The organism is Pseudomonas trivialis (assembly GCF_001439805.1).
GTDB classification, from domain to species: domain Bacteria; phylum Pseudomonadota; class Gammaproteobacteria; order Pseudomonadales; family Pseudomonadaceae; genus Aquipseudomonas; species Aquipseudomonas trivialis.
This window is the reverse complement of record NZ_JYLK01000010.1, coordinates 180,195-195,706: the sequence shown is the minus strand read 5'-3', so window position 1 is coordinate 195,706 and position 15,512 is coordinate 180,195. Positions and strand designations below refer to the sequence as shown.

The 15,512-nt window shown below is 62.4% G+C and carries 10 protein-coding genes and 1 pseudogene; 6 read left to right on the top strand and 5 right to left on the bottom strand.

Annotation, left to right across the window (positions count from 1 at the left end):
- Positions 1-204 (bottom strand): annotated as a pseudogene (locus TU79_RS16225) (ribonucleotide-diphosphate reductase subunit beta); the annotation flags it as partial.
- A gap of 227 nt (positions 205-431) precedes the next feature.
- On the opposite strand from TU79_RS16225, the gene TU79_RS16220 reads away from it, so the two are divergent.
- Entirely contained in the window at positions 432-1,178 is a 747-nt protein-coding gene (locus TU79_RS16220; RefSeq protein ID WP_057008917.1) for an SDR family oxidoreductase, read from the top strand.
- Here TU79_RS16220 and mapR read toward each other — a convergent pair.
- The gene (mapR, locus tag TU79_RS16215; RefSeq protein ID WP_057008916.1) at positions 1,175-2,584 is read right to left on the bottom strand and encodes a GntR family transcriptional regulator MpaR; all 1,410 of its coding nucleotides are present in this window, start codon (positions 2,582-2,584) and stop codon (positions 1,175-1,177) included. The two genes, TU79_RS16220 and mapR, sit on opposite strands and share 4 nt — an antisense overlap.
- Before the next feature lie 135 nt (positions 2,585-2,719).
- Between mapR and TU79_RS16210 the strand changes: the two genes are divergently transcribed.
- Complete coding sequence (locus tag TU79_RS16210) at positions 2,720-3,214, top strand: MgtC/SapB family protein (protein WP_057008915.1); 495 nt, start codon at positions 2,720-2,722, stop codon at positions 3,212-3,214.
- Between the two features lie 30 nt (positions 3,215-3,244).
- Here TU79_RS16210 and TU79_RS16205 read toward each other — a convergent pair whose 3' ends face one another.
- Together TU79_RS16205 and TU79_RS26320 are read right to left on the bottom strand one after the other, a co-directional pair.
- Positions 3,245-3,871 carry a hypothetical protein gene (locus TU79_RS16205; protein WP_057008914.1) on the bottom strand — a complete coding sequence of 209 codons (627 nt, stop codon included), beginning with the start codon at positions 3,869-3,871 and terminating at the stop codon, positions 3,245-3,247.
- Between the two features lie 205 nt (positions 3,872-4,076).
- A complete protein-coding gene (locus TU79_RS26320) occupies positions 4,077-4,235 on the bottom strand; it encodes a hypothetical protein (protein ID WP_169793799.1) in 159 nt (52 codons plus the stop codon).
- Between the two features lie 203 nt (positions 4,236-4,438).
- Between TU79_RS26320 and TU79_RS16200 the strand changes: the two genes are divergently transcribed.
- The 4 genes from TU79_RS16200 (at position 4,439) to TU79_RS16185 (ending at position 13,316) form a co-directional block, all read left to right on the top strand.
- A complete protein-coding gene (locus TU79_RS16200; protein WP_057008913.1) occupies positions 4,439-6,427 on the top strand; it encodes an alpha-1,4-glucan--maltose-1-phosphate maltosyltransferase in 1,989 nt (662 codons plus the stop codon).
- An 88-nt stretch (positions 6,428-6,515) separates the two neighbouring features.
- On the top strand, positions 6,516-9,863 hold the full coding sequence (gene treS, locus TU79_RS16195; RefSeq protein ID WP_057008912.1) for a maltose alpha-D-glucosyltransferase: 3,348 nt from the start codon (positions 6,516-6,518) through the stop codon (positions 9,861-9,863).
- Positions 9,860-12,097 carry a 1,4-alpha-glucan branching protein GlgB gene (gene glgB / locus TU79_RS16190; RefSeq protein ID WP_057008911.1) on the top strand — a complete coding sequence of 746 codons (2,238 nt, stop codon included), beginning with the start codon at positions 9,860-9,862 and terminating at the stop codon, positions 12,095-12,097. Before treS ends, glgB begins: the two co-directional genes overlap by 4 nt.
- Positions 12,098-12,149: 52 nt before the next feature.
- Positions 12,150-13,316 carry a GGDEF domain-containing protein gene (locus tag TU79_RS16185; RefSeq protein ID WP_057008910.1) on the top strand — a complete coding sequence of 389 codons (1,167 nt, stop codon included), beginning with the start codon at positions 12,150-12,152 and terminating at the stop codon, positions 13,314-13,316.
- Position 13,317: 1 nt separating this feature from the next.
- On the opposite strand, the gene TU79_RS16180 is transcribed toward TU79_RS16185, so the two are convergent.
- Positions 13,318-15,504, bottom strand: a complete 2,187-nt coding sequence (locus tag TU79_RS16180; RefSeq protein WP_057008909.1) for an ATP-binding protein — start codon at positions 15,502-15,504, stop codon at positions 13,318-13,320.
- Between the last annotated feature and the right edge of the window lie 8 nt (positions 15,505-15,512).

Sequence of the window (15,512 nt, the reverse complement as noted above, 5' to 3'; positions counted from 1 at the left end):
GGCGACGTCGAGTTTGTCGAGGGCGGCCTTGGCGCGGATGATTGCCGCAGAGTCGCTGGCGGTCACGTTGCGCGCTTCAAGGGCGGCAGCGGCGCCGGCGCCGTCGAGGCGGTCCATGTTGGCTTCGCTGGCATGGCCGGCGTTGGCGCCTCTGATGATCACCTCACCGGTGTCCTCGTTGTCGACTTCATCCCAACTCAGCATTGAAATATTCCTTCCTGATCGCTTGAAATACTGCACAGAGTGTGGTCGCGAAATAGCGATACTGCACACTATGTAGTGGTCTGGCCTGATAGTTGGCACACTATATGGTGTGTAACACCGTTGGTCAATGAGGTGCGCAGGCGCCCGTCCTGCCTGACAAATACCGCGCATGACGGTTACTCTTGGATCCAACCGCAAACATCAGCGTGTATCAGGAGATCGCTTGCATGGACAAAGTCGTCATCATCACCGGGGGCAGCCGTGGAATCGGCGCCGAGACGGCCTTGCTCGCCGCCCGCGAAGGCTATCGCATCTGCATTAATTACCAGTCTGACGACACCGCCGCACAGGCCGTGCTGGAGCACGTACGCGATCTGGGCGCCCAGGCCATTGCGGTGCGTGCCGATGTCAGTGTCGAAGATGAAGTGATCGCGCTGTTCAGCCGTGTCGACGCCGAGCTGGGCCGTGTCAGCGCGCTGGTGAACAACGCCGGCACCGTGGGACACAAGTCCCGGGTGGAGGAGATGTCCGAGGTGCGCATTCTCAAAACTCTGAAGACCAACGTACTGGGCCCGATGCTCTGTGCCAAACATGCGTTGCTGCGCATGTCGCCACGTCATGGCGGGCAGGGCGGCAGTATCGTCAACGTGTCATCGGTGGCGGCGCGCCTGGGGTCGCCCGGCGAGTACGTCGACTACGCCGCCTCCAAGGGCGCGCTCGACACCTTCACCCTGGGCCTGTCCAGGGAAGTGGCAGGCGAGGGCATTCGGGTCAATGCGGTGCGCCCCGGCTACATCTTCACCGACTTCCACGCCCTGAGCGGCGACCCGGACCGCGTCAGCAAGCTCGAGCCCGGCATTCCCATGGCCCGTGGCGGCCGGCCGGATGAAGTGGCCGAGGCGATTATCTGGTTGCTGTCGGACAAGGCTTCGTATGCCACCGGCACCTTCATCGACCTGGGTGGCGGCCGCTAGAGCGACCGCACGAGCCGCCCCAGGGTCTGCATCGCTGTCTCGGACGCCTCGCTCCAGGGGCTGCCGTAATTCAAGCGAATGCAGTGGCGAAAGCGCTGGGTCGCCGAGAAAATCGGCCCCGGCGCCAGGCTGATGCCCTGGGCCAGGGCCCGTTGGAAGAGTTTCAGCGAGTCGGTCTGCGCCGGCAGTTCCAGCCACAGGAAATAGCCGCCGGTGGGCTGGCTGACCCGAGTCTGCGCCGGGAAATGGCGGGCGATGGCGGCCAGCATGGCGTGTTGCTGTTCTTCCAGGGCATAGCGCAGTTTGCGCAGGTGGCGGTCATAACCGCCGTGTTGCAGGTAATCGGCGATGGCGGCCTGGGCCGGCATCGACGGGCACAACGAGGTCATCAGCTTGAGACGCTCGACCTTCTGCGCATAGCGCCCGGCCGCTACCCAGCCCACTCGATAACCCGGCGCCAGGCTCTTGGCAAACGAGCCGCAGTGCATCACCAGCCCGTCGGTGTCGAAGGCCTTGGCCGGTTTTGGCGCGTGTTGTCCGTAATACAACTCGGCGTACACATCGTCTTCGATCAATGGCACCTGGTGGCTGCGCAGCAGGTCCACCAATGCCTGCTTTTTGGCCTGCGGCAAGGTGGCGCCCATGGGATTCTGGAAGCTGGTCATGGTCCAGCAGGCCTTGATCGGGTAGTGCGCCAGGCTTTGTGCGAGGGCGTCCAGGTCGATGCCATCGCGCGGGTGCACGGGGATTTCAACGGCCTTGAGCTTCAGACGCTCAAGCACTTGCAGGCAGGCGTAGAGCGCCGGCGCTTCGATAGCGACCAGATCACCCGGCTCGGTCACGGCCTGCAGGCAGAGGTTGAGCGCTTCGAGGGCGCCGTTGGTGATCAGCAGTTCTTCCATCGGCACCACCAGCCCGCCGACGCTGTAGCGCAGTGCGATCTGCCGGCGCAGTTGCGGGTTGCCGGGCGACATGTCGGTCACCACCAGGCGCGGGTCCATTTCGCGGGCGGCGCGGGCCAGGGAGCGGGCCAGGCGCGGCAAGGGGAACAGCAGCGGGCTGGGAAAGGCCGAGCCGAACGGCACCGTGTTGGGGTCTTTGATGGAGTCAAGCACCGAAAACACCAGTTCACTCACATCGACCTCGGTGGAGTCGCGCACCGGCTCGCTGGCCACCGGCTCGGCCAGCGGGCTGGGCGCATGGGTGTTGACGAAATAACCCGAGCGCGGCCGCGCGCGGATCAGGCCTCGGCGTTCGAGCAGGTAATAGGCCTGAAACACCGTGGAGGGGCTGACGCCGTAGGTCTGGCTGGCATGGCGCACGGAGGGCACGCGCTGACCGGGCCCGAGCACGCCGGAGCGGATCAGTTCTGCAATGGCATCGGCAAATTTTTCGTAACGTTTCATCGGGCCTTAAAACAGGTTCAGTGGGTAAGCGCAACAGCAGGGGGGAGCGGGCCGGCCAATATCCAGGCGTTCCCGGCAACTGACAGGCGGTTGCCGCTGTCCATCTTTTACCAACAATCACTAAGGAGCGCACCCATGGACGCATGGTGGCAAGAAGCGTGGCTGACCCTGCAGGCCGAATTCGCCGATATCGGCGATGCAAAACAGGTCACCCAGATGACCGTACGGCTGTTGATGGCGGCCATTCTGGGCGGCATCCTCGGTTTTGAGCGCGAGAGCAAGGGCAAGGCGGCCGGGATACGCACGCACATGCTGGTGGCGCTGGGCGCGGCGCTGTTTGTGCTGGTGCCGCAGATGTCCGGTAACCAGGCCGATGCCATGAGCCGCGTGGTGCAGGGCGTGATCGCCGGCATTGGCTTTCTGGGGGCGGGCACCATCATCAAGGGCAAGGATGAGGATGCCGGCCACGTCAAAGGGCTGACCACCGCAGCAGGGCTTTGGATGACCGCCGCGATTGGCGTTGCTGCCGGCCTGGGTCGGGAATCCACGGCAGTGTTGAGTACCTTGCTGGCCTTGGCGGTGTTCAGCGTGATGCCGCGAATCGTGCGCGCGTTCGAGAAGGATGAGTGACTACCTGGCCGGTTTAACGGGTCCTGTTCTTTAAACTGACCGCATACCCTTGCGCCAATCCTGCGCGCGTGCTTCAACATCTTGCACCGACTCGAGTATGTTTTTCACCAGCGTGGAAACTTCACTGAGGCGCTTGTGCCTGGCCCGCAGATCATGCATGGCGTGCAGAATATGCTGGTCGGTTTCCTTATTGAGAAAACCTCGCACCAATTCAAAGGAGTTTTCCCCATCGGAAAAGAACAGGCTGAGCGACAATTCGAACAGTTCCGCTTCCACGGCTTTGCGATAGTCCTCGACATGCTTCCACTCAAGGGGGCCCGATATCTTGGCCAACGATCCGCTGTTAAAACGCGTCTCGATATGGGCAAGCGCCTTGATGTGAGATTTCGCATTGGGGCCGCTCGCCAGGCGCCTGATATTGTCCGGGGTCAGGAGTGTGTCGATCTTTTTGAAGTAGTCTTTTGACTCTTCCGAATCCAGGTGACGCATCATGTAGTCAATGGTCTTGCGGTCTACGCGGGCGCTTATATCCTCAAGATGTCGCCCCAGGTCGGGATCAGGCCTGGACACCTCGGGTTGCTTGAGCGGGCGGGGGCTGGTCGGGCCGGTGAGGGGTGCATTGAAGGCAATGGTCGTCGGTGTGCTAATAGTCGTCATGCTGATTCCTCATAAACAGATCGGATTACGCGTTGCCTGATGCGTGGCGTTCAGGCGAGCGAAAAATCAGTATGAGAACGCGCAAGTTCATTGGCGTTAGGACTAGCCCTTTTTATCGAGTAGGAAATGACCACGATCAAGGTCCGCTTGCGCAACCCGGTTGCGTAGCTTGCGCAAGCGAATGCCGAACCCCGCGTGGAATGCCTCAAAGAACCGCTGGCGGTTCAGCTCCAGGCGGTTCCTGCACCGGTGGCGGCTGGTTTTCCGGCGGCTCCTGCTCCGGAATCGGCGGCGGTTCAACGGGCGGTAACGTTGGCTCGTCAATATTGGGGTCGGGTGTTTCTGCCGGAATCGGAATAGTCATCGGTGTGGCCTCCTTTGTGCTTTGTTCTACCGGTGGACAATCGGCGGGCGGATTTGATTCCCGCCCAGTGGCGGCATATCCGCCTGAACTTTTCTCTCGCACACAGGCTCGGACCTATGACGGCCCCGCTCAGGGAGAGCGCCGCCGTATCAGATTCGGATCAAGCAAAAGAGCGTCCACAGGGCGTAAGGGGAAGATGCTCGATGACTGCTGAAACACTGGCTTCAGATAACTGCGCATTACCATTGTCCCAGGCATTGCTGCTGCCCAGGATCGCCATTGAAGACACCACGCCCGTGATCGACGGCGGCGAATTTGCCGTTAAAGCCGTGGTAAACCAGCGCGTGAACGTGACCAGCAAGGTATTCGCCGACGGCCACGACAAGCTCGCGGTGTTGATTCGCTGGCGCCCGTTGCACGACGAAAGCTGGCACAGCGTGGTGATGTCCGACGTCGGCAACAATGGCTGGGAAGGCGCGTTTACCGTCACCGAGCAGGGCCCGCATGAGTTCTGTATCGAAGCCTGGATCGATACCTTCGCCAGCTTCTGCTATGAACTGCGCAAGAAGCACGAGGCCGGGGTTCCCGTCAGCCTCGAGCTGCAGGAAGGCCGCAGCCTGGTGCTGCAGGCCGCCGAGCGCAGCGACAATGAGCTGCGTGACCGCCTGATGCTGCTGCATCACGAACTCTCCGGCCTGCTGGAAACCGAGCAGGTTGCGCAGTTTCTGCACGAGGACAGTGCACACCTGATGACCCAGGCCGATCACCGCGCCTATCTGAGCATCAGCACCGTCTACCCGATTGATGTGGAACGTGAACGCGCGCAGTTCGCCAGTTGGTACGAGCTGTTTCCCCGCTCGATCACCGATGATCCGGCGCGCCATGGCACTTTTAACGATGTGCATTCTCGCTTGTCGATGATCCATGACATGGGCTTCGACGTGCTGTACTTCCCGCCGATTCATCCGATTGGCCGCAGCCATCGCAAGGGCCCCAACAATTCACTGCACGCCGGCCCCGATGATCCCGGCAGCCCGTATGCCATCGGCAGCGAGGACGGCGGTCACGAAGCGATTCACCCGCAGCTGGGCAGCCGTGATGATTTCCGCCGCCTGGTGAAGGCCGCCGCCGACCATGGCCTGGAAATCGCCCTGGACTTCGCGATCCAGTGCTCCCAGGACCACCCATGGCTCAAGCAGCACCCGGGCTGGTTCAACTGGCGCCCGGACGGCACGATCAAATACGCGGAAAACCCGCCGAAAAAGTACCAGGATATCGTCAACGTCGATTTCTACGCCGCTGACGCCATTCCCGGTTTGTGGACAGAGCTGCGCGACGTTGTGGTGGGCTGGGTGGAAGAGGGCGTGAAGACCTTTCGCGTCGACAACCCGCACACCAAGCCGCTGCCGTTCTGGCAATGGCTGATCAGCGATGTGCGCGCCAAGTACCCCGAAGTGATCTTCCTGGCGGAAGCCTTTACCACGCCGGCGATGATGGCGCGCCTGGGCAAGGTCGGCTATTCCCAGAGCTACACCTACTTCACCTGGCGCAACACCAAGGCCGAGTTGAGCGAGTATTTCACCCAGCTCAACCAGTCGCCGTGGCGCGAGTGCTACCGGCCGAACTTCTTCGTCAACACGCCGGACATCAACCCTGGTTTCCTGCACGAATCCGGCCGTCCGGGCTTCCTGATCCGCGCCGCGCTGGCCACCATGGGCTCGGGCCTGTGGGGCATGTATTCGGGCTTTGAGTTGTGCGAAGCGGCACCCGTGCCCGGCAAGGAAGAGTACCTGGACTCGGAAAAGTACGAAATCCGCCCGCGCGACTTCACCGCGCCGGGCAACATCATCGCCGAGATCGCCCAGCTCAACCGCATCCGCCGCCAGAACCCGGCCCTGCAGACGCACCTGGGGCTCAAGCTCTACAACGCCTGGAACGACAACATCCTGTACTTCGGCAAGCGCAGTGAGGATGGCAGCAACTTCATCCTGGTGGCGGTCAACCTCGATCCGTTCAACGCCCAGGAAGCTCACTTCGAATTGCCGCTATGGGAAATGGGCCTGCCGGACGATGCGCAGACCCAGGGCGAGGACTTGATGAACGGCCATCGCTGGACCTGGTATGGCAAGAGCCAGTGGACCCGTCTCGATCCGCAGATGCCGTTTGGGATCTGGCGCATTACCGCGTCTTAAGCCTGCCGAGGTCAAAGGTGGGAGGGGGCTTGCTCCCACATTGACCGGAGTGCGTCAGCACGTTTTTTCGAGTTTTCAGGAGTTTCCAATGGCGAAGAAACCCAAGGCAGCCACGTTCATCAAGGATCCGCTCTGGTACAAGGACGCGGTGATCTACCAGGTTCACGTCAAATCCTATTTCGACTCCAACAATGATGGCATTGGCGACTTTCCCGGGCTGATCGCCAAACTTGATTACATTGCCGACCTGGGCGTCAACACCATCTGGCTGTTGCCGTTCTACCCCTCGCCACGCCGCGACGACGGTTACGACATTGCCGAATACCGCGGCGTGCACAGCGACTATGGGACCATGGCCGATGCCCGGCGCTTCATTGCCGAGGCGCACAAGCGTGGGCTGCGGGTCATTACCGAACTGGTGATCAACCACACCTCCGACCAGCACCCCTGGTTCCAGCGTGCGCGCAAGGCCAAGCCCGGTTCGGCCGCGCGGGATTTCTATGTCTGGTCCGATGACGACCAGAAGTACGACGGCACCCGCATTATTTTCCTCGACACCGAAAAGTCCAACTGGACCTGGGACCCGGTGGCCGGCCAGTACTTCTGGCACCGCTTTTATTCGCACCAGCCGGACCTCAATTTCGATAACCCGCAGGTGATGAAGGCCGTCCTGAGCGTGATGCGCTACTGGCTGGACATGGGCATTGACGGCCTGCGCCTGGACGCCATCCCTTACCTGATCGAGCGCGACGGTACCAACAATGAAAACCTGCCTGAGACCCACGACGTGCTCAAGCAGATCCGCGCCGAGATCGACGCACATTACCCCGACCGCATGCTGCTGGCCGAAGCCAACCAGTGGCCTGAAGATACACAGCTGTACTTTGGTGACAAAAAGGGCGACGACGGCGACGAATGCCATATGGCCTTTCACTTCCCGCTGATGCCGCGCATGTACATGGCGCTGGCCCAGGAAGATCGCTTTCCGATCACCGATATTTTGCGCCAGACCCCGGAGATCCCGGCCAATTGCCAATGGGCGATCTTCCTGCGCAACCACGACGAGCTGACCCTGGAAATGGTCACCGACAGAGAGCGCGACTACCTGTGGAACTACTACGCCGCCGACCGTCGCGCGCGTATCAACCTGGGCATTCGGCGGCGCCTGGCGCCGTTGATGGAGCGCGACCGCCGCCGCGTCGAGTTGCTCAACAGCCTGCTGCTGTCGATGCCCGGCACGCCGACCCTGTATTACGGCGATGAAATTGGCATGGGCGACAACATCTATCTGGGCGACCGCGACGGCGTGCGCACGCCGATGCAGTGGTCCATCGACCGCAACGGCGGCTTCTCCCGCGCCGACCCGGCCAGTCTGGTGTTGCCGCCGATCATGGACCCGCAATACGGCTACCAGTCGGTCAACGTCGAGACCCAGGCCCAGGACCCGCACTCGCTGCTCAATTGGACGCGGCGCATGCTCGCGGTGCGCAAGCAGTCCAAGGCGTTCGGTCGTGGCAGCCTGAAAATGCTCTCGCCGAGCAACCGGCGCATCCTCGCCTATACCCGGGAATTCACCGGGGACGACGGGCGCACGGAGATCATACTGTGCGTGGCCAACGTGTCACGCAGCGCCCAGGCAGCGGAACTGGACCTGTCGGCGTTTGCCGGCATGGTTCCGGTGGAGATGCTCGGCGGCAACGCGTTCCCGCCGATTGGCCAGCTCAATTTCCTGCTCACCCTGGCGCCATACGGCTTCTACTGGTTTGTGCTGGCCGCCGAGAATCAGATGCCCAGCTGGCATGTCGAGCCGGCGCAGAGCATTCCCGACTTCACCACTTTGGTACTGAAAAAACGCATGGAAGAATTGCTCGAAGAACCTTGCCGCAACACCCTCGAACACGACTCACTGCCGCTGTGGCTGCCCAAGCGCCGCTGGTTTGCCGGCAAGGACGCGACCATCGACAGCGTACACATCGCTTACGGCGTGCGCTTTGGCGACCCGGAGCATCCGGTGCTGCTCAGCGAAATCGAGGTGAGCAGCGGCGGCCAGGTGAGCCGTTACCAATTGCCGTTCGGCTTTCTGCGCGAAGACCAGTTCACCAGCGCCTTGCCCCAGCAATTGGCCCTGGCCCGGGTACGGCGCACCCGCGAGGTGGGCCTGGTGACCGATGCTTTCAGCCTCGAGCATTTCATTCGTGCGGTGATCCAGGCCTTGCAGGCCGGCACCGTGCTTGACAGCAGCGACGGTGAACTGCGCTTTGCAGCGACCCCGCACCTGGACGCGCTGCAACTGGCGGATGACGTATCGGTTCGTTACCTCTCCGCCGAGCAGTCCAACAGCTCAGTGGTGGTGGGTGAGCGCCTGGTGCTCAAGCTGATCCGCAAAGTCAGTGCCGGGGTGCACCCCGAGCTGGAAATGAGCGCTTACCTCACCGAGGCCGGCTACCCGAATATCTCGCCGCTGATGGGCTCGATGATTCGCCGTGATGGCGAGGGTCAGGACAACCTGCTGATGATCGCCCAGGGCTACCTGAGCAACCAGGGCGACGCGTGGAGCTGGACCCAGAACAACCTGGAGCGGGCGATCCGCGACGAACTGGCCGAGGCCATGTCCGAGCAGGAGCAGCACTACAATGCCCTGGGCGAGCTGGCGGACTTCGCCGGCCTGCTCGGCCAGCGTCTGGGCGAAATGCACGGCGTGCTCGGCGCGCCCACCGCCAACAAGGACTTCGAGCCGGAAACCACCTCGGCCAGGGACACCCAGGCCTGGGCCAAAGACGTGGGCGCGCAGATCGAACGCGCCCTGCAATTGCTCAAGCTCAATCAACATCAGTTGAACCCCGCCGATCAGACACTGGTCAGTGAACTACTGGCGCAGAAAAAAGCCATCGGCAGCCAGGTCCAGGCGTTGGCGAAAGCCACGCTGGGCGGGCTGCGCATTCGCGTGCACGGTGACTTGCACCTGGGCCAGGTGCTGGTGGTGAAAGGCGACGCCTACCTGATCGACTTCGAGGGCGAGCCGGCAAGGCCGCTGCATGAGCGGCGCGGCAAGCACAGCCCCTACAAGGATGTGAGCGGTGTGTTGCGTTCGTTTGATTACGCAGCCGCCATGGCGCTCAACGTGCAGGGGGTGGATCACTCGTCCGAGGCGGACATTGCGCGCAAGCGCGTGACCGATCGCTACCTGAAGGAGGCGCGCCAGGCATTTATCCAGGCCTATGAGGCGGCGGCGTCTACACTGGCGCATGACTGGCAGGACGCCAAGGGCCAGGACGCCGCACTGGCACTGTTCAGCCTGGAGAAGGCCGCGTACGAAGTGGCTTACGAAGCGGAAAATCGCCCGACCTGGTTGGCGGTGCCATTACAAGGCTTGCACGCATTGTTGAGCGGGCTTGCCCCTATATCGAAAACTGCACGCGGTGGGGAGACGTCATGAGCTATATCAATAAAGAACCGCTGCAGCCCAAGTTGACTGCAATGCCGGCGTCCAGAGACGTTGAAGCGCTGGTGCGCGCCGAGCACCCGGACCCGTTCTCGATTCTGGGTCCCCATGATGATGAGCAGGGCGGGCAGTTCATTCGCGCGTTCCTGCCCGAAGCCCTGAGTGTGCAGGTATTGACCCGCGACGGTGGCGAGTCGATCGGCAGCCTGGAGGCGACCCAGGTGCCGGGCCTGTTCATCGGGCACTTCGCCACGCGTCAGGATTACCTGTTGAAAATCCAGTGGGCCGGCGGTGAGCAGATCACCGAAGACCCCTACAGCTTCAGCCAGCTGCTGCTGGGTGAAATGGACCTGTACCTGTTTGCCGAAGGCAATCACCGCGACCTCGGCAGTTGCCTGGGTGCCCAGGTGACCAGCGTCGACGGCGTGCAGGGGGTGCGGTTTGCCGTGTGGGCGCCGAACGCCCGGCGGGTGTCGGTGGTGGGCGATTTCAATATCTGGGACGGTCGCCGTCATCCAATGCGTCTGCGGCATCCGTCGGGCGTGTGGGAGATTTTCATCCCGCGCCTGCAGCCGGGGGCAGCTTACAAATACGAGATTCTCGGCGCCCACGGCATCCTGCCGCTCAAGGCCGATCCCATGGCCCTGGCCACTCAGCTGCCGCCCGACACCGCGTCCAAAGTGGCGCCACCGTTGCAGGTGGATTGGCAGGACCACGACTGGATGCAGGCGCGCCCCGACAAGCAGAAAGCTTCGGCGCCGCTGTCGATCTATGAGCTGCATGTGGGCTCCTGGCAGTGCGAGCTGGACGAGGCAGGCGAGGTGTCGCGCCAGTACGGCTGGCGTGAATTGGCTGAGCGTCTGATTCCTTACGTGCAGGAGCTGGGCTTTACCCATATCGAGCTGATGCCGATCATGGAACACCCATTTGGCGGTTCGTGGGGTTACCAGGCGTTGTCGCAGTTTGCTCCGAGCGCGCGTTTTGGCTCGCCGGAAGATTTTGCGTACTTCGTCAACGCCCTGCACCAGGCCGATATCGGCGTGATCCTCGACTGGGTACCGGCGCATTTCCCGACCGACACCCACGGCCTGGCGCAATTCGACGGCACTGCGCTGTACGAATATGCCAACCCGCTGGAAGGTTTCCACCAGGACTGGGATACGCTGATCTACAACCTGGGCCGCACCGAAGTGCACGGGTTCATGCTGGCGTCGGCGTTGCACTGGCTGAAGCATTTCCACATCGACGGTCTGCGCGTGGATGCGGTGGCGTCGATGCTGTACCGCGACTATTCGCGCAAGGCCGGTGAATGGGTGCCCAACCGCCACGGCGGGCGGGAAAACCTGGAAGCCATCGACTTTTTGCGCCACCTGAACGACGTGGTCGCCCTCGAAGCGCCCGGTGCGCTGGTGATCGCCGAAGAGTCCACGGCCTGGCCCGGCGTCAGCCAACCGACCCAGCAGGGCGGACTGGGCTTCAACTACAAGTGGAACATGGGCTGGATGCATGATTCGCTGCATTACATCCAGCAGGATCCGGTGTACCGCGCACATCACCACAACGAACTGAGCTTCGGCTTGGTGTATGCCTGGTCCGAGCGCTTTATCCTGCCGATCTCCCACGACGAGGTGGTGCACGGCAAGCATTCGCTGATCGACAAGATGCCCGGGGACCGCTGGCAGAAATTCGCCAACCTGCGGGCCTATCTGAGCTTCATGTGGATGCACCCGGGCAAGAAGCTGCTGTTCATGGGCTGCGAGTTTGGCCAATGGCGCGAGTGGAACCACGATCAACAATTGGACTGGTACTTGCTGCAATACCCCGAACACCGGGGTGTGCAGAAACTGGTGGGTGACTTGAACCGACTGTACCGCGAGGAGCCCGCGCTGCACGAGCAGGACGATGCGCCGCAAGGCTTCCAGTGGCTGATCGGCGACGATGCCATCAACAGCGTTTTTGCCTGGCTGCGCTGGAGCAAGGATGGCAAGCCGGTGCTGGTGGTGGCCAACTTTACCCCGTTGCCCCGTGAGGCCTACACCGTGGGCGTGCCGTTCGCCGGGCGTTGGAGCGAGGTGATCAACAGTGATGCGGACACCTACGCAGGTTCCAATTTCGGCAACGGCGGTGGCGTCTTCACCCACGACGAGCCACGTCATGGCCAACCGGTGTCGCTGTCGTTGAATCTGCCACCGCTGGGCGTCCTGATTTTGCGCCCTGAGTTGAGTTAAAAGGCTCTACCGTGCTGGATTCAGTTGTCCAGGCTAGTGGCAGGGTGCCACAATGGCGCCTTTGTCATGGCAGGCGGAGCGGGCAGCTTTCATGAATGGCCTAGGGCGTGGGCAGGACCAGGATGGTTTTATCGAAGAGCAGGTGCGAACCGACCGGTTGCATCAGCTCTTTCGCCAATCCTTTTCCGCGATTTTCGGTAGTTACCTGGCTGCCGTCATGCTCTGCTGGCTGTGCTGGGACCGTTTTGATCACGGCGTCATGCTGGTGTGGCTGGTGGTGCTGGCACTGACGTCGCTGCTGCGGGTCAAGATGTTCACCGACTGGTTCCGTTGCCCCAACAGCGAGCGCACCCCGCAGCGCTGGGAGCGCCGTTACTGGATCACCCTCATCCTCTCCGCCGCCGTGTGGGGCACCGGTGCCTTTGCGCTGATGCCCACCGACGACCGTCTGTCCCAGGTTCTGGTCATGCTCTTTACGGTGGGCATGTCGGTCAGCGCGGTGTCCAGTTACTCGGCTTATCGCTCAATGACACTGGTGTCCATGGGCCTGGTGTTGTTGCCCTGTTCATTCTGGCTGCTGGCGCAGCCGTCGCCCATGCAAGTGGGGGTGGCCATCGCCGTGCTGGTGTTCTCCTCCTTTGTGGTCAGCGCCACGCGCAAGTTGTCCGATGCGCTGGAAAAAGCCTTCCGCCTGACCCGCCAGATGGAGCGGGCCCACAGCATTTCCACGCGTGCTGCGCAGACTGACGAACTCACCGGTCTGATGAACCGCCGTGCGTTTTTTGAACATGCTCATGTGTTGTACGCGCAATGCCGCCATCAGCAGCAGCCGTTGTGTGCGCTGATGATGGACATGGACCACTTCAAGGCGATCAACGACACCTACGGCCATCAGGCCGGCGATCAGGTGTTGCGCCAGATTGGCGGAGTGATCAGCACCTCGTTTCGCCAGGCCGATGTGTATGGCCGTCTGGGCGGCGAGGAGTTTGCGGTGCTGTTGCCCAATACGTCGCTGGAAACCGCACGGGCTATCGCCGAACAACTGGTCAAAGCGGTGGCGGGGCTGGCATCCGAGCCGGTGCATGGCCTTACTGCCAGCCTCGGCCTGGCCTCGACCCAGGCCCGGGACCTCGACCTGCATGATTTGATGAACACCGCCGACAAGGCGCTGTACCGCGCCAAGGCAATGGGCCGCAATCAGGTGGCCGTGGCGGATTAGCTCAGTCCTGGGTCATGGCCCTGGCCAATATCCGCGCGACCTGATCGGCGGAGTAGGGTTTGGGCAGGAATTCGAAGCCTTCGCAGCCGCTTTCCGCCAGCTCGTCGCTGTAACCGGAAGTGAGCACCACCGGCAACTCCGGTCGCTGCTCGCGCAACCGTTTGGCCATGGCCACACCGGTGATGCCCGGCATCACCACATCCGAGAACACCGCGTCGAACACCATGGCACCCGCGCCCACCAGCGCCAGCGCCTGTTCGGCATCGGTGGCCCAAGTGGTCTGGTAGCCCAGGTCCTGGAGGATCTGGTTGGCGAAGCGGCCCACTTCCAGGTTGTCTTCCACGATCAGCACATGGCGCAGGGCATTGTTCTGGATAAGGGTGAGGGGCTCCTCGGCAGGCACTTGCGCCGGCGCTTCGCCTTCCACCTGCGGCAGGTACAGGGTGAACACGGTGCCTTGGCCAGGCATGCTGGCCACATCGATGTTGCCCCCCGACTGCTTGGCGAAGCCGAACACCTGCGACAGCCCGAGCCCGGTGCCTTTGCCGACGGCCTTGGTGGTGAAGAAGGGCTCGAAGATGCGCTCGCAGGCATCACCGGGAATGCCCGCGCCGGTATCGGCCAGGGACAGGCTGATATGCGGCTGGCTCGACGCAGCCTCCCCGCGGATGCACGGCAGGGGTTGATCGCAGGCGACTTTCAGGCTCAACGTGCCCTGGCCCTGCATCGCATCGCGGGCGTTGAGGGCGATGTTGATCAGCGCGGTTTCGAACTGGCTGGGGTCGATGCGCGCGTAGCAGGGCTGGCCGGGCAGTTCGACGCGCACCTGAATGCGCGCGCCGGTGACGCTTTCGAGCATCTCGCCGATACTGCGGACCCGCTGGCTTACGTCGAAGACTTCCGGGTTCAGCGGTTGGCGCCGGGCAAAGGCGAGTAACTGGCTGGTCAGCTTGCTGGCGCGTTCCACGGTGTCGGATACCGCACCCATGTAGCGCTGGCGACGTTCTTCCGACAGGCCGGGCTGGCGCAAAAAATCCACCGAAGAGCGGATGATTGTCAGCAGATTGTTGAAGTCGTGCGCCACGCCACCGGTCAACTGGCCGATGGCCTCGAGCTTTTGCGACTGGCGCAGCGCCGCCTCGGCCTGGGCCAATGCCAGGGTGCGTTCTTCCACGCGCTGCTCCAGCGTCGCGTTCAGCTCGGTGTACGCCGCCAGACCTTCGCGCACGGCGACGTCGGCGCGCACGCGCTCGATATGGGCCCATGAGCGTTCGGTGACTTCGCCCAGCAGGGCCAGGTCATACGTCGACCAGAAGCGCGCCTGTCTGTCGTGCACGGCCATCAAGGCGGTGAGGCGGCCATCCTTGATCAGCGGCATGCAGATGGTGGCGGTCACGCCCAAAGCCTGAAAGTTGACGGACTCGTGGGGCGGCAGTTCTTCGAGGTTGTTGCGGATCACCAGTGGCTGGCCGGCGCGCAGGCAGGTGACGGCCCGTTCACCGAAGTCGGCCAGGCGGTAGCGGCCAAGGATGCTTGGCGTGCCCTGCGCCGACCCTTCGCCACGGATGGTGAAGGCGTCTTCGTCGGCATCCACGTCGGCATAGGCGCAGATGGACACCTGCAGGTGTTCGGCCAGCAACCGGGTGGTGGATGTCATGATTGTCTGGGCATCGGTTGCGCTGGTGACGCTGCGGCCGATGGCGTCCAGTACCGCCAGGCGGCGGGCGAGGAATACCGTGGGGGTCGTCTCGGTCACGGTGTCGAGCATGCCGACCACGTTGCCATGGGGGTCGCGAATCGGGCTGTAGCAGAACGTGAAGTACGCCTGCTCCGGCATGTCTTCACGTTCGATCACGAGGGGAAAGTTCTCGATGTAGGTAGCATGTCCTGCGAACGTGTCAGCGGCGATGGGGCTGATATCGTCCCAGACTTCATGCCAGATTTCGTTGAACGGACGGCCCAGTGCCTCGGGCTTTTTGCCGAGGATAGGCGCAAACGCGTCGTTGTAGAGCGTGATCAACTGAGGCCCCCAGATAATCGCCTGGGGGAAGCTGGAGGCAAAGCACAGCGCGACGGTGGTCTTGAGCACGTCCGGCCATTGATCAAGCGGCCCCAGCGGCGTGCTTGCCCAATCATACTGGCGTACCCGCTCAGCCATGTCGCTGCTGCCCTGCAGCCAATTCATCATCGGGTCAA